The organism is Rhodococcus coprophilus NBRC 100603 (genome assembly GCF_001895045.1).
GTDB classification, from domain to species: domain Bacteria; phylum Actinomycetota; class Actinomycetes; order Mycobacteriales; family Mycobacteriaceae; genus Rhodococcus; species Rhodococcus coprophilus.
Map to the genome: position 1 here is coordinate 399091 of NZ_BDAM01000007.1, position 20885 is coordinate 419975.

At 66.5% G+C, this 20885-nt stretch carries 18 protein-coding genes; 7 read left to right on the forward strand and 11 right to left on the reverse strand.

Annotation, left to right across the window (positions count from 1 at the left end; all coding sequences use genetic code 11):
- Positions 1 to 41: 41 nt before the first annotated feature.
- Positions 42 to 2825, forward strand: coding sequence for an FAD-binding and (Fe-S)-binding domain-containing protein (locus RDCOP1_RS13735; RefSeq protein ID WP_072701363.1), 2784 nt, complete (start codon positions 42 to 44; stop codon positions 2823 to 2825).
- 72 nt (positions 2826 to 2897) lie between these two features.
- Positions 2898 to 3326 (forward strand): DoxX family protein, encoded by a 429-nt coding sequence (locus RDCOP1_RS13740; protein ID WP_072701365.1) that lies wholly within the window; start codon positions 2898 to 2900, stop codon positions 3324 to 3326.
- Here the strand turns inward: RDCOP1_RS13740 and RDCOP1_RS13745 are convergent.
- The 4 genes from RDCOP1_RS13745 to RDCOP1_RS13760 form a co-directional block, all read right to left on the reverse strand.
- Positions 3304 to 5172 carry a galactan 5-O-arabinofuranosyltransferase gene (locus tag RDCOP1_RS13745; protein WP_072701526.1) on the reverse strand — a complete coding sequence of 623 codons (1869 nt, stop codon included), beginning with the start codon at positions 5170 to 5172 and terminating at the stop codon, positions 3304 to 3306. The two genes, RDCOP1_RS13740 and RDCOP1_RS13745, sit on opposite strands and share 23 nt — an antisense overlap.
- A 148-nt stretch (positions 5173 to 5320) precedes the next feature.
- Positions 5321 to 6082: a decaprenylphospho-beta-D-erythro-pentofuranosid-2-ulose 2-reductase gene (gene dprE2, locus RDCOP1_RS13750; RefSeq protein ID WP_072701367.1), complete on the reverse strand. Its 762-nt coding sequence runs from the start codon at positions 6080 to 6082 to the stop codon at positions 5321 to 5323.
- Entirely contained in the window at positions 6082 to 7506 is a 1425-nt protein-coding gene (gene dprE1 / locus RDCOP1_RS13755) for a decaprenylphosphoryl-beta-D-ribose oxidase (protein ID WP_072701369.1), read from the reverse strand. The genes dprE2 and dprE1 overlap by 1 nt, the downstream gene beginning before the upstream one ends.
- A gap of 47 nt (positions 7507 to 7553) precedes the next feature.
- Complete coding sequence (locus tag RDCOP1_RS13760; protein WP_072701528.1) at positions 7554 to 7931, reverse strand: VOC family protein; 378 nt, start codon at positions 7929 to 7931, stop codon at positions 7554 to 7556.
- A 72-nt stretch (positions 7932 to 8003) separates the two neighbouring features.
- Between RDCOP1_RS13760 and RDCOP1_RS13765 the strand changes: the two genes are divergently transcribed.
- Positions 8004 to 8483 (forward strand): GtrA family protein, encoded by a 480-nt coding sequence (locus tag RDCOP1_RS13765; protein ID WP_084722620.1) that lies wholly within the window; start codon positions 8004 to 8006, stop codon positions 8481 to 8483.
- A 48-nt stretch (positions 8484 to 8531) separates the two neighbouring features.
- Here the strand turns inward: RDCOP1_RS13765 and RDCOP1_RS13770 are convergent, their stop codons facing one another.
- The 3 genes from RDCOP1_RS13770 to rfbA are packed head-to-tail and all read right to left on the reverse strand — an operon-like array spanning position 8532 to position 10963.
- On the reverse strand, positions 8532 to 9494 hold the full coding sequence (locus RDCOP1_RS13770; protein WP_307718197.1) for a PDDEXK-like endonuclease domain-containing protein: 963 nt from the start codon (positions 9492 to 9494) through the stop codon (positions 8532 to 8534).
- A gap of 8 nt (positions 9495 to 9502) precedes the next feature.
- Positions 9503 to 10084, reverse strand: coding sequence for a dTDP-4-dehydrorhamnose 3,5-epimerase (rfbC, locus tag RDCOP1_RS13775; RefSeq protein ID WP_072701374.1), 582 nt, complete (start codon positions 10082 to 10084; stop codon positions 9503 to 9505).
- 3 nt (positions 10085 to 10087) lie between these two features.
- On the reverse strand, positions 10088 to 10963 hold the full coding sequence (gene rfbA, locus RDCOP1_RS13780; RefSeq protein WP_072701376.1) for a glucose-1-phosphate thymidylyltransferase RfbA: 876 nt from the start codon (positions 10961 to 10963) through the stop codon (positions 10088 to 10090).
- A 57-nt stretch (positions 10964 to 11020) separates the two neighbouring features.
- Between rfbA and rfbB the strand changes: the two genes are divergently transcribed.
- From rfbB to RDCOP1_RS13795, 3 genes are all read left to right on the forward strand, one after another.
- Positions 11021 to 12028: a dTDP-glucose 4,6-dehydratase gene (gene rfbB / locus RDCOP1_RS13785; protein WP_072701378.1), complete on the forward strand. Its 1008-nt coding sequence runs from the start codon at positions 11021 to 11023 to the stop codon at positions 12026 to 12028.
- 144 nt (positions 12029 to 12172) lie between these two features.
- The gene (locus RDCOP1_RS13790; RefSeq protein ID WP_072701380.1) at positions 12173 to 14077 is read left to right on the forward strand and encodes a glycosyltransferase; all 1905 of its coding nucleotides are present in this window, start codon (positions 12173 to 12175) and stop codon (positions 14075 to 14077) included.
- Between the two features lie 3 nt (positions 14078 to 14080).
- Positions 14081 to 15607, forward strand: a complete 1527-nt coding sequence (locus RDCOP1_RS13795; protein WP_072701382.1) for a glycosyltransferase family 39 protein — start codon at positions 14081 to 14083, stop codon at positions 15605 to 15607.
- Here the strand turns inward: RDCOP1_RS13795 and wzm are convergent.
- The gene (gene wzm / locus RDCOP1_RS13800; protein WP_084722607.1) at positions 15595 to 16440 is read right to left on the reverse strand and encodes a galactan export ABC transporter permease subunit Wzm/RfbD; all 846 of its coding nucleotides are present in this window, start codon (positions 16438 to 16440) and stop codon (positions 15595 to 15597) included. The genes RDCOP1_RS13795 and wzm overlap by 13 nt on opposite strands.
- 149 nt (positions 16441 to 16589) lie before the next feature.
- Here wzm and RDCOP1_RS13805 point away from each other — a divergent pair, with 149 nt between their 5' ends.
- Positions 16590 to 17168, forward strand: a complete 579-nt coding sequence (locus RDCOP1_RS13805; protein WP_072701384.1) for a hypothetical protein — start codon at positions 16590 to 16592, stop codon at positions 17166 to 17168.
- A 91-nt stretch (positions 17169 to 17259) separates the two neighbouring features.
- Here RDCOP1_RS13805 and RDCOP1_RS13810 read toward each other — a convergent pair whose 3' ends face one another.
- The 3 genes from RDCOP1_RS13810 to wzt form a co-directional block, all read right to left on the reverse strand.
- Positions 17260 to 19041 carry an AMP-dependent synthetase/ligase gene (locus RDCOP1_RS13810; RefSeq protein ID WP_072701385.1) on the reverse strand — a complete coding sequence of 594 codons (1782 nt, stop codon included), beginning with the start codon at positions 19039 to 19041 and terminating at the stop codon, positions 17260 to 17262.
- An 87-nt stretch (positions 19042 to 19128) separates the two neighbouring features.
- The gene (glfT1, locus tag RDCOP1_RS13815; protein WP_231922857.1) at positions 19129 to 20025 is read right to left on the reverse strand and encodes a galactofuranosyltransferase GlfT1; all 897 of its coding nucleotides are present in this window, start codon (positions 20023 to 20025) and stop codon (positions 19129 to 19131) included.
- The gene (wzt, locus tag RDCOP1_RS13820; RefSeq protein ID WP_111731686.1) at positions 20018 to 20881 is read right to left on the reverse strand and encodes a galactan export ABC transporter ATP-binding subunit Wzt/RfbE; all 864 of its coding nucleotides are present in this window, start codon (positions 20879 to 20881) and stop codon (positions 20018 to 20020) included. Before wzt ends, glfT1 begins: the two co-directional genes overlap by 8 nt.
- Between the last annotated feature and the right edge of the window lie 4 nt (positions 20882 to 20885).

A 20885-nucleotide genomic window follows, 5' to 3' on the forward strand; every position in this document is an offset into this window, starting at 1 on the left:
CCTGGTCCCGCGCATCACCGACCCCACTAGCATCGGACACCATGGACACTGCGACGCCTATCGGCCGCGCGCTGCGTGGCGCGGGGATCGCAGAGGTCCGTGACGACACCACCACGAGAGCGATGTATTCGTCGGACGCCTCTCTCTATCGCGTGCCCCCGCAGGCCGTGGTGCGTCCGCGATCGATCGACGAGGTCGCTGCCGTCCTCGACGTGTGCCGGCGCGAGGGCGTGCCCATCACCTCACGCGGTGCCGGCACCTCCCTCGCGGGCAACGCCGTCGGCCCGGGCGTCGTGCTCGATTTCTCCCGGCATCTCGGCCGAGTGCTGTCGATAGATCCCGACGCTCGCACAGCCCGCGTGCAGCCGGGTGTCGTGCAGACCGAGGTCCAGCGGGCCGCTGCGCCGTACGGACTCCGGTTCGGCCCCGATCCGTCCACTCACAATCGCTGCACGATCGGCGGGATGATCGGCAACAACGCGTGTGGTGCCCGTGCGCTCGGGTACGGCCGTACGTCCGACAACGTGGTCGGGCTCGAGGTGCTCACGGGCACCGGGCACCCGCTGTCGTTGCCCGGCACCGACCGGATCCTCGAACCGCTGCGCGAGATAGTCGCGCGCGATCTCGCGACCGTCCGTACCGAATTCGGCAGGTTCGGGCGCCAGGTGTCCGGTTACGCGCTCGAATGCCTGCTGCCCGAAAATCGGTTCGACGTGCGCGGCCTGCTGATCGGAAGCGAGGGAACGCTCGGCATCACGACGGAGGCGACGCTGCGCCTGGTCGAGGACCCGCCGGTGCGCACGATGGTGGTGCTCGGTTATCCGGACATCGTTGCGGCCGGCAATGCGGCCCATACCTTGTTGTGTTTCCGCCCGACGGCGTGCGAGGGGCTCGACTCCCGGATCGTCGACGTCGTTCGCGCGCGTCGTGGGCAGCACGCGGTGCCGCCGTTGCCGCGCGGTGCTGCGTGGTTGTTCGTCGAGTTGGCGGGGGACGACGCCGACGAGGTGCGCGAGCGCGCGCGAGGAATCGTGAAGGCGGCCGGTGCGGTGGACACGCTGCACGTCGACGACCAGGCGCGGGCGGACGCGCTGTGGCGGATCCGGGAGGACGGCTCGGGACTGTCGGCGCGGAGCCCGCGGGGTCTGCCCGCGCACGCGGGGTGGGAAGACGCCGCCGTGCCGCCGGAGCGCATCGGCGGATATCTGCGCGATTTCCAGGCACTGACCGACAGCTACGGCATCACCGGCTACCCCTACGGGCACTTCGCCGACGGCTGCATCCACATCCGTCTCGACGTGCCGCTCGAGGTTCCCGGCATGTTCCGCGAGTTCCTTTTCGCTGCGGGGCAACTCGTCGCCGAATACGGCGGGTCCATGTCCGGGGAACACGGTGACGGCAGAGCTCGGAGCGAACTCCTCCCGCTGATGTACTCCCCGGCGGCGATCCGGATGTTCGGTGCGGTGAAGTCCGTGTTCGACCCCGACAACGTGCTCAATCCCGGCGTCCTGGTCGATCCGCAACCTCTCGACGTCGACCTGCGGGTACCGGCCGCCCGGAAAGTGAACGACCTCTTGGGGTTCCGCTATTCCGAGGACGGCGGAAACTTCACGCAGGCAGTCCACCGCTGCACCGGTGTGGGCAAGTGCCGTGCCGACACCAGCGGGACGGGCGGGGTGATGTGCCCGTCCTATCTGGCGACCCGCGAGGAGAAGGACTCCACGCGTGGCCGGGCCAGGGTGCTGCAGGAGATGCTCAACGGCACGCTCGTCACGGACTCGTGGAAGTCGAAGGAAGTACACGACGCGCTCGAGCTGTGCCTGTCGTGCAAAGGCTGCCTGTCGGACTGCCCGACCGGCGTCGACATGGCAACGTGGAAATCCGAAGTGCTGCACCAGACGTATCGCGGTCGACGCCGCCCGATCTCGCACTACAGTCTCGGACGGTTACCGCGCTGGGCCGCCCTGGCCTCTCGCGCACCACGCCTGGTCAACAGCGTCACACGGGTTCCGGGTGTCGCGGCCGCCGGACTCGTGCTCGCGGGAATGGACCGGCGGCGCACCGTCCCGGTGATCGCGGCCCGCACGTTTCGCCGCTGGTTCGCCGATACCGCAGCGCAGCGGTCGCGCGCGGGCCGTCCGGTGGTGCTGTTCGTCGACACGTTCACCGAATACTTCACCCCCGAAGTCGGTGTGGCGGCGGTCGAGGTGCTCGAAGCTGCCGGACATCGGGTGCTGATCACCGAGGAGCAGCAGTGCTGCGCGCTGACGTGGATCACCACCGGGCAGCTCGGAACAGCGCGAAAGATACTGGGCCGAACCATCTCCGAACTGTTCCGGATCGGCACGCCGATCGTGGGGCTCGAACCGTCGTGTACCGCGGTGCTGCGCTCGGACGCGGTCGAGCTGCTCGGCTCCGAACCGGCCCGGATCGTCGCCGGAAGCACCTCCACCCTCGCCGAATTCCTCGGCGACCGGACGCCGCGGTCGCTCGAGGGCACCAGAATCGTCGCCCAGCCGCACTGCCATCACCACGCGGTCATGGGGTGGGGCGCCGACGCCGCACTGCTGCGGAACGCCGGCGCACAGGTGCAGCGCCTCAGCGGGTGCTGCGGTCTGGCGGGCAACTTCGGCGTCGAGCGCGGGCACTACGACGTCTCCGTCGCGATAGCCGGTGCCCAGCTCGTTCCCGCCGTCGAGGCGGCCTCCGACGACACCATCGTGCTCGCCGACGGGTATTCGTGCCGCACTCAGATCGGCGACCTGACGTCGCGTCGCGGGACTCATCTGGCCGAACTTCTGGCGTCGCGTCTCCCGTCGCGATGAATTCCGGAGGTGGAGCGGGTCGATGTAGGAATACCATCCGAATCGTCGCCGTATCTACCACGGGAGACTCTCATGACCATCACATCGCACTCAGTTCCGAGCACCGCGCACGGTGCCGCGTCCAAGTCCGCTCGCATCGCCGGTCTGATCGTCACCGCACTGGTGGTGGCGTTACTGCTGTTCGACTCGGTGATTCATCTGATGAACACGTCGCAGGTGCGCGACGCAATGGCCGATCTCGGCTTCGATCCGAGCCTGAACAGGGTGATCGGGGCCGTACTGCTCGTAAGCCTGGTGCTCTACGTGGTGCCGGTGACGTCGATCCTCGGCGCCGTGCTGCTCACCGGCTATCTCGGCGGTGCGGTGGCGAGCAATATGCTCACCGAACAGCCGATCGTCAGCACGACGCTGTTCCCGATCTACGTCGGAATCTTCGTGTGGGGCGCGTTGTGGCTGCGCGATACCGGCGTTCGGGCGATCATGCCCCTGCGTCGCGCGTGACCACCACGAACGGACCGACCTCGGTGACCGTGAATCGTGGGTCGTCGAACAACTCCTCGGGGAAGGTCACCGTGTAGCGACGCACGTTGGGGTCGTTCGGATACACGTCCTCGGCCAGTCGCAGCGTGTAGCCCTCGGCGCTCTGCCGGAACACGATGGCGTCGGGGGCTCGCCACGGCAACGCGTCCCATGCGGCGAGCAGTTCGTCGGCCGAGCCCAGTTCCGCCCAGCTCTCGATCGCAGCGGCGCGACCGGCGAAGTCCGCCAACGGATTCGCGTAGTGCGACGTCAGCGCCTGGAAGCCGAAATACGGGTAGTAGGCGAGGAACGAGGTGTCGGCGGTGAGGACGACCCAGTCGCTGCGTTCCGGTCCGAGCTGGGAGGTGAGCACCTCGTCCACCTCACCGAAGTACGACGCGGCACCGGGCGGACGCTGTTCGGCGCGTTCACCGTTGCCGTCGGTGTCGCTGTAGGCGAGGTTGATCTCGGGGGTCAGAACCTGCGGGATGTTCTGCGCGAAGGCGAGCGCACCGAGCGCGCCCACCGCGACGAGGACACGGCGTACGCGCGGATTGTCACTGGTGGCCAGGCTGATCCAGCGGGAGAAGTCGACGAACGCGAACGCACCGGCGGAGCCGAGCAACACCAGCAGGATGACTTCGAGCCGGAAAGCCAGCAGTGTGTTGCCGAGCACCGTGAACGCCATCGACGCGAGGTACCACAGGTAGACGGCGACCACCCCGAGTCCGAGTGCCTGCGCACGACGCGACGACGTCGCTCTGCCGACCAGCCAGACGGTCCCCAGCAGGCACAGCAACCCGACGAGCGAAGCGTGGAACATCGGCAACGGCAGCTTCGCGCCGGCCTCGGGCAGGTAGTGGGTCGCCGTGCCGGATCCGGAGGGAGTCTTGCCGGTCAGCACGTCGGCCGAGAACGGTGCCCACACGATCAGCGCGACGAGGGCCGCGATCGCGGCGATGACGACGAATTTCGTCAGCACGGGGAGAGCAGCCCGCCACGATCCGCCGGCGCGGCGCGCGAGGATCGCCGCCGCGACCGCCATCACCGTCACCGCGAACGCGGCCAGCCCCAGGTAGAGCGTGTAGAACGTGGCAGCGACCCCGAGGAACAACCCCGTCCCGACAGCCGCACCCCACCCCTGCCGAGTGTTCTTGCGGGGACCGGTACCGACAGGCGCCAGGGCCCCCCACGCGAGTACGAGGGCGGGCGGGAGCAGCAGGGCGATCACGGCGCCGTACGGCTCCGGGGATCCGTAGGCCAGCACGATCGCGGTGGTTGCCGTCGCGACCAGCACCGCCAGATCGGAGCGGACGAGTTCCGACCACAGCACCAGCGCGAGCACCGCGGCGACGGCGATCGAACCGATCGCGTACGGCTTGAACGCCTCCCAGCCGTCCATGCCGAGAACGTTCGCCACACGCCCGCCGATCCAGAACCACCCAGCCGGGTAGAACGGCGGCAGATCCGCATAGGTCATGTCGCGCAGGGCCGGACTGTCGGTCAGGCGCGTGAGGAACTCCGTACGGAATTCCTGATCGACCGAGATGCCGTGCAGATACAGACGGGTCGCGGCGAGTGGCATGCCGAGAGTCGCGGTGACCAGTCCCGACAATGCCGCCCACGACAGGACCCGCGCACCCCGGACGAACCTGCGGCGACGCAACAGATAGATCGACAGGCCCAGCGCGGCGAGCGCCGCCACCTGCATGACGGTGGTGACCGCCTGGGTGACGTTCGACGAGTTGAACGCCGGCCACTGCACCCGGCCGAACGCGAACAACCCGACGGACGACACCACCGCCGCGACGAGCACCGCGGCGACCATCCGGCCGACGGTGCCCGCGATCCGACGGAACGGAGCGACGGGAAGGGCGGGGGAGCTCACGGGCGCGTCGGTCACGGTTGTCGAGCTTAATGAACAGGCTCGACGAGACCCGACGGGTGCAGGGATCCCGTGGCTTCCCCTGGGGCTACTAGATCGGCAGCTTGCGGAAGATCGCGCGCGGGACGTGACGCAGGATCATCATCACGAACCGGAACGGGCCCGGTGCCCACACGATCTCTTTGCCCTTGTCGGAGGCCGCGACCGCGAGCTTGGCGACGTCTTCCTTGTTCACGGTCAGAGGCGCCTCGTCGACGTGGGCGCTGAACTGGGTACGCACCTGTCCGGGGCGCACCACCGTCACGCGCGGACCGAACTTCGCCAGAGCTTCGCCGAGGCCCAGGTAGAACCCGTCGAGTCCGGCCTTCGTGGAGCCGTAGACGAAGTTCGCGCGCTTGACACGTTCACCGGCCACCGACGACATGGCGATGATGTGCCCGAAGCCCTGTGCCTTCATCTTCTGTCCGACCAGCACGCCCACCGACACCGCGGCGGTGTAGTTGACCCCCGCTACCTGTACGGCTTTGCGCTGGTCCTGCCACAGTTCCTCGGCATCGCCGTCGAGGCCGAACGCGACGATCGCCACGTCGACGTCGCCGCCGCTCCACGCCCGGTCGATGACCTCGGGATGGCTCGCGGTGTCCAGCGCATCGAAATCGATGAGGTCGACGGACGTCGCACCCGCGGCCTTCGCCTGGGTGACCGCGTCCTCGCGACGCGAGTCGCCGGGCAGCGCCGCAAGGATCACACGGGCCGGCGCCTTGCGCAGGTATTCCTCGACGATGGCCAGGCCGATCTCGGAGGTGCCACCGAGCAGCAGCAGGGTCTGGGGGTTACCTACGGCGTTGATCATCAGTGCAGTTCCAACCTTCTGGACATATCGGAAGCGAAGACATTGGTGGGGTCGACCGAACGGCGCACCTTGAGCCACTCGTCGATGCGCGGATACATGGCGTGGAACGTCTCGGCCGTGGTGCGCGAATCCTTGGCGGTGTAGAGGCGGCCGCCGAACTCGAGGACCCGCTTGTCGAGTTCCCGGACGAACTCGTTGAGCCCGTCCTTGATCGGGAAGTCCACGCAGACGTTCCAGCCCTTCATGGGGAAGCTCAGCGGCGCCTTGTTGCCCTCACCGAAGAGCTTGAACACGTTGAGGAACGAGTAGTGCCCCGACTGCTGGATGTCGAAGATGATCTTCTTGAACTCCTCGACGGCCTCGGGCGGCACCACGAACTGGTACTGCAGGAAGCCCTTGGAGCCGTAGGCCCGGTTCCACTCACCGAACAGGTCGAGCGGGTGGTAGAACTGCGTCAGATTCTGGATCTGGCCGGTCGCGTTCTTGGTCTTCCGGTAGTACAGCTCGCCGACGATCGAGAAGTCGAACTTGTTCGCCAGCCCGTTGGGGAAGATGTCGGGGAAGGTCAGCAGCGTCGAACCCGAGAATCGCAGCGGATCCTTCTGCAGCTTCTTGGGCAGCTGGTCGAGGGTGGCGAGCGAACCGCGCGAGACCGCTGCGCGTCCGAGCTTCGGCGGCGCGGAGATCGCGTCGAACCAGGCGCTCGAGTAGTCGTAGTTCTCCTCGGAACCGTCGCTGTGCAGCGCGATCGTCTCGTCGAGACTTTCGGTGCGCGCGGTGTCGGCGATGAAGTACGCCGTTTCCGTGGGCGTCATCTCGATGGTCGCGCGGAGGATGATGCCGGTCAGGCCCATGCCGCCGACGGTGGCCCAGAACAATTTCGAATTGCGGCCGGTGGGGGTGCAGGTCCGGATCTGCCCGTCGGCGGTGAGCAACTCGAGCGAGCGCACGTGGTTGCCGAAGCTGCCCGCGCTGTGGTGGTTCTTGCCGTGGATGTCGGAGCCGATGGCTCCACCGACGGTTACCTGTCGTGTTCCCGGGAGCACCGGTACCCACAGGCCGAACGGCAGCGCGGCGCGCATCAGCTGATCGAGATCGACGCCGCCGTCGACGATCACTCGCCGCGATTCGCGGTCGATGCTGTGGATCTTGTTCAGCGCCGTCATGTCGATGACGAGGCCGCCCGCGTTCTGGGCCGGGTCGCCGTACGAGCGGCCGAGGCCGCGCGCGATGACGCCGCGACGCAGATGCGACGGCTTGGAGTCGTTGTCTTCCGCGACGCGCGCGACTGCCTGCGCGATCACTTCGACATCGGGCGTGGTGAGCACCTCTGCGGTGGTCGGCGCGGTGCGCCCCCAGCCGGTCAGGGTGCGGGTCTGGGTGGGGAGAGGCTCACTCGCCTGCTCTGCAGCTGTCGTGGACATCAGGACAAAGGCTACCCGCGTGCCTGGCCCACCCTGCAAGAGCGGGGCTAGCCTCCGTACGGTTTTGTGATGATTTCCAGGTTGTGGCCGTCGGGATCCTCCCAGTACACGCCGCGCCCTCCGTCGCGAGTGTTGATCTCGCCCCTGGTCCGGTGCGATGGGTCCGCCCAATAATCCAGGTCACGCGACCGGATCCGGGCGAGAATGTCGTCGAATTCCTGTTCCCCCACCAGGAAGGCGTAGTGCTGCGAACGGACGGGTCCGCGGTCGGCCATGAAGTCCAGGGAGACATCGTTGTCGACCTGCACAACGACGAACGGCCCGTAAGGGGTGGGCGACCCGAGACCGAGGATCTCCGAGAAGAAGACCGCGGATCGCTTCGGGTCCGTTGCGTGGACGATGGTGTGGTTCAGTGCGATGCTCATGGATCCGATGGTGCAACCTCGAGCGGGCTCGAGGTCAACAGCCGGATCGGTCCGGGCGTTACCCTCGTCTGCGTGCCCGAACCCCATGACCACGTGCAGCCGTTGCCGGAACACCACGCCCCGCTCGCTCCGGAATTGCCGCTGACCGACTCCACAGCCGACGACGCGCTGGGACTCAAGACACAACTCGTGCGGTTCGTGCTGACGGGTGGGCTCTCGGCGATCGTCGACTACGGCCTGTACGTGCTGCTCATGGCGCTCGGCGTGACTCGCGACGGCGCCAAGGCGCTGTCGTTCGTCGCGGGCACCACCACCGCATATCTCATCAACCGACGATGGACGTTCAAGGCAGAACCGAGCAAGGTGCGCTTCGCCGCGGTCGTGGCGCTGTACGCCGTGACGTTCGCCGCGCAGGTCGGCATCAACGGCCTGCTCAACGACTCGCTCGGCGACCAGTGGTGGGTCACCCCGTTCGCGTTCGTCGTCGCGCAGGGCACCGCCACTGTCATCAACTTCGTGGTGCAGCGAGTGGTGATCTTCCGCATCCGCTGATCTTTGGTGAGTCGATGCCCGCTGGGCGGGCACTTTCCCACCGAGGTTTCACTGGCGGCCATCGAGAGCCGACCGAATCTGCCGGACGACGCCGTCGGGATCTTCGATCAAGGTGTGCCAGGTGAAGCGCAGGACGTGCCAGCCTGCGTTGACCAGTACATTCTGTCGTTCGGCGTCGCGGCGATGACGATGAGCGTCGCGGTGCCACGCCCAGCCGTCCACTTCGACAGCAACCCGCCGGGCCTCGAACGCCACGTCGATCTCGAACCCGCAACTCCACACGTGTGCCCGCCACCCCGTCAGACCCGCGTCGCGCAGGAGTCGGTGCAGGGTGCGCTCGGCCTCCGAATGCCCGCCGTCACCGGCTGAACACAGCAGGCGTGACGCCGCGCGAGCGCCGTGCCGTCCCGAGTTGCGCCGATGTACCTGTTGCAGAACCTCGAGCGAGGTGTGCCGCTGAAGCGCACGATCCATGAGTACCGACCCGCTCGGCATCTCGGTCGCGGCCTCGAGGACGGTGAGGGGCAACGCCGTCAACGGCAGGTTCCGGACGATCACGGTGTCTTTCCAGTGCAGGTCCCGCCGACGTACACGAGTGCTACGCGTGCACGACCGTATCCGGTGGTGGGGAACGGTGACGTAGTGCCGGGCAGGTGGCCGGTCCAGCAATCCGTGCCACCACGCCGCGCTCGGGCCCCACGCCACGGCTTCTTGTCCGGCTCCGTACACCGCCGCGCGCAGTTCGACGGCGTCGGTGCGCTCCCGGTCGGAACGCAGGTAGACGCCCGGCACCAGCGTCGTCCATTCACCTGTAGCGACGGCCCGGCCCACCGAGGTCGAACTCATGTCGCATCCGAGCGCCTGGGTACGGGTGATCACGCCGTCCTGCCTGGCCATGATCGCGTGGATCTCTTTGCGGTCCATGCCTCGTTCGACGCGGCGTGGGTGCGAGAGGTTCCGGTGCGGTTCGCCCTTGGTGGAATAGTGCCCGCTCAGCGGGCGCAATCCCACCAAGGAAGTCAGAGAAGGGGCAGTCGCCCGGCAGTGCGTGCCTCCGCGAGGGTGGGGGCGGCGCGATCCTTGGCCGACAGTTCGTATTCGAGCGGGCTGCCGTCCCGGCCCACGACCGGCCAGTCGATCCCGATCTCCGGATCGAGCGGATTCACTTCGTGCTCCCGGTCCGGGGCGTACGGCGTCGAGCACAGGTACATGACCGTCGAATTGTCTTCCAGGGCAAGGAAACCGTGCCCGAGGCCTTCGGACAGGAAGATCGCGCGGCGATCGGCCGTGTCGAGCAGTACCGAATCCCACTGCCCGAACGTCGGCGACCCGACACGCAGGTCGACGACCACATCGAGTACCGAACCCGACACACACGTCACGTACTTCGCTTGTCCCGGCGGGACATCCGCGTAGTGGATGCCGCGCAGTACCCCGGCCGCCGAAACCGAGCAGTTCGCCTGGGCCGATTCCAGCGACCGGCCGGTTGCCTCGCGAAAGGTTGCTTGTTTGAACCACTCGAGGAACAGACCCCGTTCGTCGCCGAACGTTACGGGCGTGATCTCCCACGCCCCGCCGATCTTCAACTCGCGATACTGCATCGCCTAGAAGTCCCTTCCTCGTTCCAGCAGATCGAGCAGATACTGCCCGTATCCGGATTTCGCCAACGGCTCGGCCAAGGCGCGTAATTCGTCGTCCGTGACGAATCCCCGACGCCACGCGACCTCTTCGGGAGCGCCGATCTTCAGGCCCTGCCGTTGTTCGATGGTGCGGACGTAGTTCGACGCGTCGAGCAATGAATCGAAGGTGCCGGTGTCGAGCCACGCCGTGCCCCGTGGCAGCACCTCGACGTGCAGCTTTCCCGCCTCGAGGTAGGTGCGGTTGATGTCGGTGATCTCGTACTCGCCACGCGGGGACGGCCGCAACCCGCGAGCAATCTCGACGACGTCGTTGTCGTAGAAATACAGCCCCGGCACCGCGTACGGCGACTTCGGGTCGACCGGCTTTTCTTCGAGCGACAGCGCGCGACCGGCGGAATCGAACTCGACCACCCCGTAGGCCGCGGGGTCGGAGACACGGTAGGCGAATACGGCGCCTCCGTCGATGTCGGCGAACCGGGTCAGCTGGGAACCGAGGCCGGGTCCGTAGAAGATGTTGTCGCCCAGCACCAGTGCCACCGACTCGGTGCCGATGTGGTCGGCGCCGAGCACGAAGGCCTGAGCCAGCCCGTCGGGCCGTTGCTGTGTGGCGTAGGTCAGCTCGATCCCGAACCGCGACCCGTCGCCGAGCAGTCGCCGGAACTGGTCGAGGTCGTGGGGGGTCGTGATGACGAGGACCTCTCGGATGCCCGCCAGCATCAGCGTCGAGAGGGGGTAGTAGATCATCGGCTTGTCGTAGACGGGCGTGAGCTGCTTGCTTATGCCCAGGGTGATGGGGTGCAGTCGCGAACCGGTCCCGCCGGCCAGGATGATTCCGCGCATGCGGGCAAGTGTTCCATGTCGGAGAGACGACGCGCAGTTGTCGGTAGGGTTTGGCGAATGAGGCTGCTCGTCACCGGCGGCGCCGGATTCATCGGCGCGAACTTCGTCCATCAGACTGTCGCCGACCACCCCGACGTCGAGGTGACGGTGCTCGACAAGCTCACCTATGCCGGCAACCGTGCGTCTCTCGATCCGGTCGCGGACAAGATCACCTTCGTCCACGGTGATATAGCCGACCCCGAACTCGTCGACCGTCTCGTCGCGACCGCCGACCTGGTGGTGCACTTCGCCGCCGAATCGCACAACGACAACTCGCTGACCGACCCGACTCCGTTCGTGCACACCAATGTGGTGGGCACCTTCACGTTGCTCGAGGCGGTCCGCCGGTACGACGTGCGCTATCACCACATCTCGACGGACGAGGTCTACGGCGATCTCGAACTCGACGACCCGGCGAGGTTCACCGAGGAGACCCCCTACAACCCGTCGAGCCCGTATTCGTCGACGAAGGCCGGCTCCGACCTGCTGGTGCGCGCGTGGGTGCGTTCGTTCGGGGTGCGGGCGACGATCTCGAACTGCTCGAACAACTACGGCCCGTATCAGCATGTCGAGAAGTTCATTCCCCGTCAGATCACCAATGTCCTGACCGGGGTGCGACCCAAGTTGTACGGCACGGGCGCGAACGTGCGGGACTGGATTCACGTCGACGACCACAACAGTGCGGTGTGGACGATCATCGAGAAGGGCCGGATCGGGGAGACCTATCTGATCGGCGCGGACGGGGAAAGCGACAACCGGACTGTCGTCGAGACCGTGCTCGAGTTGTGCGGCCAGGACAAGGACGCGTTCGACTTCGTCACCGACCGGCCCGGCCACGACCTGCGGTATGCGATCGACGCGACGCGACTGCGGACTGAGTTGGGGTGGGAGCCGCGCTACCGCGATTTCCGGGCGGGACTGGCGGCGACGATCGAGTGGTACCGGACGCACGAGACGTGGTGGATGCCACAGAAAACGGCCACCGAGGCCGCGTACGAACGCAACGAAAGAATCCTCGGCGCTTGAGCGACCTGCAGTTCTTTCGCGTTTGGGGCAAAAGGTTCGAACGGGATGAATCGCGCGAGGTGTGTGTACGTGCCGTAATGACACCTATTTGCGCTGCTACTGTCGCATCCGTAACAGGATCGACCACTAGCGGGGAGTAGCTCGATGGAGCAGGCAACTGCCGGCGACACGACAGCGATCGAAAGCAACACAGACGCGCTGGACGGCGCCCTCAGCGAACCGGTGCACCGGGATCGGCTGATCGTGCAACGCGGTGTCTTCGCGTCGCTTTCGCCGCGGGTGCCCGGAAAGATGTACGTAGTCACCAAGGGCGACGCTGCCACCGACCGTTACGGTCTCCAGCTGGCCGACGGCGCGACGGCTCATACCAACACGTACTTCGGCAGGTTCCCCGCCAGCTTCTGGCAGCGCTGGACCGATGTGAAGACTGTGAATCTGCAGCTCACGTACGGGTGTTCGGGTAGTGCCCGAATTGTCGTACACGCGTCCGACGCCCGCGGCCGCGAGCGCGTCGTCACCGTCGAGACCGTTTCCGGTTCGGGCGAACTGGACCTCGAGGTGCCGATCGAGCGCTTCGTCGACGGCGGCGCGATCTGGTTCGCGGCCGAGGCCAGCAACGGTTCGGTGCTTGTCTCCGACGCACGCTGGACGGTCGCGGCGCCCGAGCACCTGCGACCCGCCGCGGTAGTGATCTGCACGTTCAACCGCGCCGACGACTGCACCGTCACGGTGGGCACGCTGGCGTCCGACGACGGGGCGATGGCCGACATCGATGCGGTGTGCATCGTCGACCAGGGCACCGATCAGGTTCGGTCGCGTCCCGCGTTCGACGAGGTCGCCGAAAAGCTCGGCAGCAAACTCATCTACCTGACGCAGCCCAATCTCGGTGGCGCCGGTGGATTCTCCCGTGGCATGTACGAGATCACCCGCTCGGCCAATTCGGCGCACGCCAACGTCATCGTCATGGACGACGACATCCTGTGCGAGCCGGAGTCGGTGTTGCGGCTGAACGCGTTCGCCAACATGACGGTGCAGCCGACGATCGTCGGAGCCCAGATGCTGTCGCTGAGCAACCCCCAGGTCCTGCACGTCAGTGCAGAACGTGAGGTGCTCGACGAAATCAAAGCCGGTGCTCTGACTCCGGGCGCCAAGATGGGCGTCGACCTGACCAAGAAGAAGCAGGATCCGCGGTTCGACGCCGGCTGGAACGGCTGGTGGACGTGCCTGCTGCCCGCCGAGATCATTGCCGACTGCGGGCTGCCCATTCCGTTGTTCTTCCAGTGGGACGACATCGAGTACGGCATCCGCGCGCGATTCGCCGGGCATCCGACGGTCACTCTGCCGAACGCGGGCGTGTGGCACGCCGACTTCTACCTCAAGGACTACGACGACTGGGCGCGGTATTTCAGCATCCGCAACGGTCTTGTGGTGTCGGCGATCTACGGGCGCTTCGACGGACCCGGCATCTCCAAGTACCTGTTCCGCAAGATCAGCGAACTCATCGTCTCGATGCAGTACGGCCTGGCCGCGACGTTCATCAAGGCGGCCGAGGACTTCCTGGCCGGTCCCGACTTCCTGTACGACGGTGGGCAATCGGTCCTGAAGGAACTGCGGGAGTTGCGCGACCGCTACCCGGAAACCAAGCCCCTTCCCGCGTCGCAGGTGGGGAAGGAATCCGATCCGCACACGCAGATGTCGGTGTGGGACTTCGAACCAGACAAGAAGCGTGAGGGGCTCGTGCTCCTCAAGCGGGCGGTGCAGCAACTCGCGGGCAGGGTCGATCGTCGCCCGGTGACCGTCCCCGCGGACTATGCCGACTGGTGGCACGTCTCGCTGTTCGGCGGCGCTGTGGTCACCGACGCATCGCAGAACGCGGTGCGGGTGCGTCGCCGCGACAAGGACACCGCGCTCGACCTCGCCAAGCGTGCCGCGAAGGTGTGCTGGCAGCTTCGCAAGGAAGCGCCCCGGATGAAGACGGTGTGGCAGGAAGCGATGCCGAAGCTCACGAGCCGCGAGAATTGGGCGCGGCTGTACGGCATCGACGACTGACCTATGAAAGCGTGGTCGCTCCCCTTGTTGATCGGGGGAGTGACCGTGCTCGTCGGTGCCGCGTTTTCGTGGGTTCCGTCGTTCTGGTGGGACGAGGCAGCAACGGTCTCGGCTGCCGACCGGCCCTTCGGTGATCTGCTGGAGTTGCTCGCCGAGTGGGACGCCGTGCACGGCTTGCACGACATCCTGCTGCACGGTTGGTTCGCTGTCGTCGGGACGGGTGAATTCGCCGCTCGCGTACCCGGCGCGCTGGCGCTCGGGGTCGGGGCAGCCGCGGTCACGGCGACTGCGCAGTTTCTCGCCGGCCGTCTCGCAGCTGTGGCAGCGGGTGTGCTGTTCGCGATTCTTCCGCGGGTGACCTGGGCGGCGACCGAGGCGCGGTCGTACGCGTTTGCCGTGGGATGTGCGGCGGTGCTGTCGCTGGTGCTGATACTCGCCCTGCAGCGTCGCCGGACGCGCTGGTGGGTGCTGTACGCGGTGGTGGCAGCCGTGGCGACGATGATGTTCGTCTACACCGCGACCGTGGTCGCCGGGCATCTGGTGACGACGTGGGCGGTCACCCGCGGCCGCGCGTCGCGACGCGGTGACCGATTGCGGTTCGTGCTCGCGGCCGCTGCCGGAATCGTGCTGTCGCTGCCGTTCCTCGTGCTGGCCTACTCGCAGGTGAAGCAGGTGTCGTGGATTCCGCCGGTCGACGAGACGGTCGTCTACACGATCATCGTCGGGCAATGGTTTCCGGAAGCACCGTGGGCGGCGGCGCTGTGCTGGATCGTCGCGGTGGCGGGCGGGGTGACGGCCGCCGTACGGGGCGTCCGGCCGGGTGAGCGCACCTTGCTGTGGCTCGCGTTGCCGGGATTGGCCGTACCCATGACGTTGTTGCTGGCGTACTCCTTGCTTGCGAGCAACATGTATCTCGACCGGTACCTGTCGTTCACCGTGCCCGCGATGACGCTGTTTCTGGGGTGGGCGGCCAGTCGCGTAGCAACCCGGTGGTGGACGATGCTCGTGTTGCTGGTTGCCGTCGCGCTCGCCGCCGCTCCCGCGTACATGGCGCAACGGCAGCCGTTCGGCAAGGCCGGCGGGATGGACTACAGCGTGGTCGCGGACAAGCTGAAGGAAATGTCCCGGCCCGGCGACTGCGTCGCGTTCGAGCCGTCGGTGTCGTGGCAGCCGACCTCGCCGCGCGCGGTCGCCGATGCACGCCCCGACGCGGTCGAGGATCTGGTGGACGTCGGGCTGGATCAGACCGCCGCCGAGCGGGTGAGCCTGTGGTCGTCCGATGTACCGCCCTCGGTACTGGCCGAACGGGCGGCAACGCAGTGCTCGAGGCTGTGGGTGATCGCGGATCGCGACCGCGGCACGCCCTTCACGGTGTGGCATCCCAACGACGTGTGGTGGCGGTTCGAGCGATACCGGTTCACCGATACCGAAACGTATCGGGCGCTCGCCGACGCCGGGTTCTCGATCACCGACCAGGAGGCCGTCAACCGGTTACAGCTCGTCGAACTCGAGCGGGATCACACCCAGTAGGCGACGCGCGACCGGTAGTTGCGCATGGTGAGCAGCGCGAGTCCCCATCCGAGCACCGTGATGATCAGCACGATCACCCAGTGGTAGACCTGCTGGTCGCCGCCGAGGAGAGGAGTCCGGACGATGTCGAGGAAGTGGTAGAGCGGGTTGATCTCCGCGATCCGCGCCCGATCTTCGTTGCCCGTGCCCGCGAGAGATTTTTCCGTCCAGATGATCGGCGTCATGAAGAACAGCAACTGCACGAGGCTGCCGAGCAGCGGCGAGATGTCGCGGTAGCGGGTGGAGAGGATGCCGAAGACGAGCGAGATCCACACCGCGTTGATCGCGATCAGTCCGAGGGCGGGGATCGCCGCGAGGGCTGTCCAGCTCAAGTTCTGCGGGAAGACGATGAAAATCCCGATGTAGATCACGATGTTGTGCGCGAACAAGATCATCTGTCGCCACACCAGCCGATAGACGTGCACGCTCAGCGGTGTCGGGAGCTGCTTGATCAGCCCCTCGTTGGACATGAAGACGTCCGCACCCTCGAGGATCGACCCCTGGATCAGGTTCCAGATGATGAAGCCGAGCGCGACGTACGGCAGGAACTCGGCGATGTCGAGGTTGAACAGCGTGCCGTACAGCAGGCCCATCGCGATCGTCGAGACACCGGTGGCGATGGTGATCCAGAACGGCCCGAGCACGGACCGCCGGTACCGCTGCTTGATGTCCTGCCAGCCGAGCAACAGCCACAACTCACGGTGGTTGAAACCGTCGCGCAGATCCTGGAACGCGCGCCGGAACGTCCGAGAAGACTTTCCCAGCGGTTCGTCGACATGGGTGGGTGCAGACACAGGGCCCGAGCCTACCCGCGCGGTGATCCGCTCCCACCACGTGTGGGCCCGATTCGCCGTTGGGGGCACCCGGCGGCGTCAGCGTGCCGTGCCTCACGGCGTCGTGGGCTCGTAGTCTCGGGGGATCAATCCGGATGAGCAGGAGAACGATGGCTATCAACCCGGCCGCGTCGGAAGAGAACTTCCTGGAGCTTCGACGCGACGAAGACCTGTACGAGATGTCGCTGGACCTGCTCGCCTATTACCTGGACACGGCGTTCGAGGATCCGGCAGCCGGCGAGGTCGAGCGATGGACGGTGAGTTGTCTTCCCGACGACGGTGCGGAGGCGCCGCTGTTCTCCCTCGCTGTCGGGACTGTGGAAGTCCTCCGGCTCGCGAAACCCACCGAGGGTGCCGACGGGCAGGTGATCTGCCTCGCGTCTGTCGCCGTCGCGCGCTCGGCGCTCGCGGATGAAGCAGGCACGTCGCTCGACACCCTGGCGGCTTCTCTTCCCGCCGTGCGCTTCCGTCCCGACGAGTCCGCGGCGTCGGACGCCGTGGACGTAGTCGTGGATCTGTTCGACGAGTCGTCTCTCGGAGCATTCGAAGAACTCTCCGAGAGCGGCCAACCGATTCGCCGGCTGGCCGAACAACTCGAAGGGGAGGGCGCGGACGAGCACCACAACAGGTGGCTCGCGCGGGCCGTCCTCGACCGGATCGCGAATGCGCCGGCCGGCAACTCGGTCTGACGCCGCGGGCATTTGCGCGGTGAACGGGGATCCGCGCGCGAAATTACACGCGTAGATCCCCGTTCACCGCGACGATCACATGCCCTTCACGTCATGTCGTCGCATACAGCGCGTCGATCTCCACCGCATACTTCGCGTCGATCGGCTTGCGCTTGAGCTTCATCGTGGGCGTCAGTTCGTCGCCCGACGGCTCCCAGATCGTCGGCAGCACGGTGTACTTCTTGATCTGCTCGACTCGCGACAGTTTGCCGTTCGCCTCTTTCACCGCCATTTCGACTGCGGAGAGGACGACGGGGTGCTGGGCCAGTTCTTCGTGGGTCCCGCTGATCCCGTTCTGCTCGGCGAACACGGGCAGCGCATCAGGGTCGAGTGCGAGCAGCGCGACGATATAGGGACGGTCGTTGCCGATGACGGCAGCGCCACCCAGGATCGGGCACGCGGCCCGCAATGCCCCTTCGATGTTGGTGGGCGACATGTTCTTGCCGGCCGCGTTGACGATCAGTTCCTTCTTGCGGTCGATGAGGGTCACGTAACCGTCTTCGTCGATCCTCGCGATGTCACCGGTGTGCAGCCAGCCGTCGGGGTCGACGGCTTCCGCGGTCTTGACCGGGTCGTTGCGGTATCCACGCATGATGAGCGGGCCGCGGACAAGGAGCTCTCCGTCCTCTGCGGTCTTGATCTCGACGCCGGGGACGGCCTGGCCGACAGTGCCGATCCGGATCTTCTCGGGCGGGTTCATCGTCACCACGCACGACGTCTCCGACATGCCCCACACCTCGGAGCACGGGATGCCGAGCGCCAGGACGAACTCGAGCACCTCGGGGGAGATCGCGGCGGCACCCGTCACCGCGGCGCGGACCTCGTCGAGCCCGAGCTTCTTGCGGACGGCCGACAACACCAGTTTATCGGCGATGGCGTGCTGCATCTCGAGCGTCCTCGGCACGGGCTTGCCGTCGGACTGCAGTCGCGCGCGCTTGCGTCCCACGTCGATCGCCCAGAGCGCGAGCCGCTTCTTCACGGGGCTGGATTCCTCGGCGAGGGTCTTGTCGATCGCGGCTTTGACCTTGTACCAGACCTGGGGGACCGCACCGAACAACGTCGGTCGCACGCTCGGCAGCACCGCGATGGCCATCTTGAGGTCGTCGAGCGTGACGATCTGCATGCCGCTGTAGATGCTCGAGTAGTGCGAGCCCCAGCGGTTGGCGATGTGGGCATCGGGGAGGTACGACACGATCCGGTCGTCGGGGCCGGTGGGCAGGAACGTCGTGGTGGCGGCGAGTTCGGCGAGGAGATTGGCGTGCGTGAGTTCGACGCCCTTCGGCGGGCCGGTCGTTCCCGAGGTGTAGATGAGAGTGAGCAGGTCGGACGGCTGTACGGCCTTCCACGCGGCCTCGAAGTCGAACGATTCGTCGGCGGCTGCTTCTACGTCTTCGAGGGACAGCGTGCCCTCGGGTTGCGCGTCGACGCACACCAGATGCTCGACTTTCGTGTCGCCGATCGCCTGCTGCAAGACGGGAACGAACTGCTCCTCGCAGATCATCACGCGGTTCCCGGCGTTGCCGAGCACATAGGCGATCTGCTCGGCGGTCAGCGAGTTGTAGATCGAGAACGGCACCGCGCCGAGATGGAAGGCGGCAGTGTCGACGAGATGGAATTCGGGGCGGTTCGTCAGCATGATGCCGACGGTGTCGCCGGCCTGCACACCGAGACCGGCGAGACCGGCAGCGAGGGCGCGAACCTTCTCGGAATACTCGCGCCAGGTGTAACGGACGGAGTTGTCCGGAGTCCGCACGGCAACGTGATCGGGATAGGACGCGGCTGTGGCCTGAAAAGCGGCACAGAGGGTGGACGGTGAGTCGAGACGAGATGTCATCGCAGGCTCCCAGAGACGGTGGCGGCTACTGTAGGTCCAGCTGCCGACGCCTGTGGGCAAAACCGTGTAATTCGTTGTGGGGTAGCGCTATTGGGCTGGGTGCTCGAACTTCTCTTCCCGTCCCAGCTTGCGCAACCGCACCCACTCACGCAGACCCGCCGGGTCGCGACGCGTCACCAAGAAGTACCAGCCGAAACGAATCCACTCCTGTGGCAACAATTTCCGGAGTCCGGGCTGGGACAGCAGGTACCCGCGGTTGCGGTAGGTGAAGTACCGCTTCGTCTCGTTGTCCGGGTACTGGGTGTGCATGCGACCGCCGAGAATCGGCTTGAATTCGTCGGCGCCGTCGGGATGCAGATATGCGGTCTGCAGGCAGGTACCGAACGGTAACCCCGACCTGACGAGGCGACGATGCACCTCCACTTCGTCGCCTCGGACGAACAACCGCAGATCGGGCACGCCCACAGCGTCGATCGCGGCGGCGGTGAACAGCGCCCCGTTGAACAGCGACGCGATGCCGGGAAGCAGATCCTCGTCACCGAGCTCGTGACGCCACCGCCGCCATACGACCCCGCGTCGCAGCGGGAATGCCAGGCGATCGGGTTCGGCGATGTCGCACACCACCGGCGATACTTCGGCCAGTCCGTTGCGTTGAGCGCAATCGAGGAGAGTCGCGAGCACGTCGGGTCCCTCGGGACGACCGTCGTCGTCCGCGAGCCACACCCGGTCGGCTCCGAGCGACAGCGCGTACAGAATGCCCAGGGCGAACCCGCCGGCCCCGCCGAGGTTGTGCTTGGAGCCCAGATAGGTCGCGGGGACGTCGGCCGACTCGACGAGTTCGCGGACGTCGTCCTCGTCGGCGTTGTCTACGACGACGAGATGGTCGAGCGGGCGGGTCTGGGTCGACAGGACCTTCAGCGACTCGGCGAGCAGTTCCCGGCGACGGTGGGTGACGACGACGCCGATGATGCATTCGTCAGGCACTGTTGGTGCCTGACGTAGCCGCCGCATCGGAGCCGTTTCGCAGTGCGCCGCCTGCTTCGCGTTCACGCTCGAGTTCGTGCAGGACCGTGCGCACGTGGTCACCGGCCTCGTCGCCCTCGTATGCCCGCACGACGTGCTCGATGTCGCCGCGCTCACGGATCTGCCCGTGGTCGATCCACATCGCCTGGTCGCACAACTGCGCCAGGAACTCGTTCGAGTGACTTGCGAAGACGAGGATGCCCGAGCGCGCGACGAGATCCTGCAACCGGACCCTGGCCTTCTTCATGAATTCCGCGTCGACTGCGCCGATGCCTTCGTCGAGCAGCAGGATCTCCGGATCGATGCTGGTGACGACGCCGAGCGCGACCCGCACGCGCATCCCCGTCGAATACGTGCGCAGCGGCATGTTGAGGTAGTCGCCGAGTTCGGTGAAGTCGGCGATCTCGTCGACCTTGGTGAGCATCTTCTTGCGGCTCATGCCCAGGAACATGCCGCGGATGATGATGTTCTCGTAGCCGGAGATCTCCGGGTCCATGCCGACGCCCAGGTCGAAGACCGGCGCGACACGGCCGTTTACCTGCGCGAATCCGCGAGTCGGCTCGTAGATGCCGGACAGGAGGCGCAGCAGCGTGGACTTGCCCGCACCGTTGTGCCCGACGAGCCCGACGCGGTCGCCTTCCTCGAGCGACATCGTGATGTCGCGGAGCGCCTCGACGACCACGACGTCCGAATTGTTGCGACCGATCGCACCGCCCGCTTTACCGAGGAACGCCTTCTTCAGCGACCGCGTCTTGGCGTCGAAGATCGGGAAGTCGACGCACGCGTCGCGCGTTTCGATGCTGACACGGGTCACGATGCGG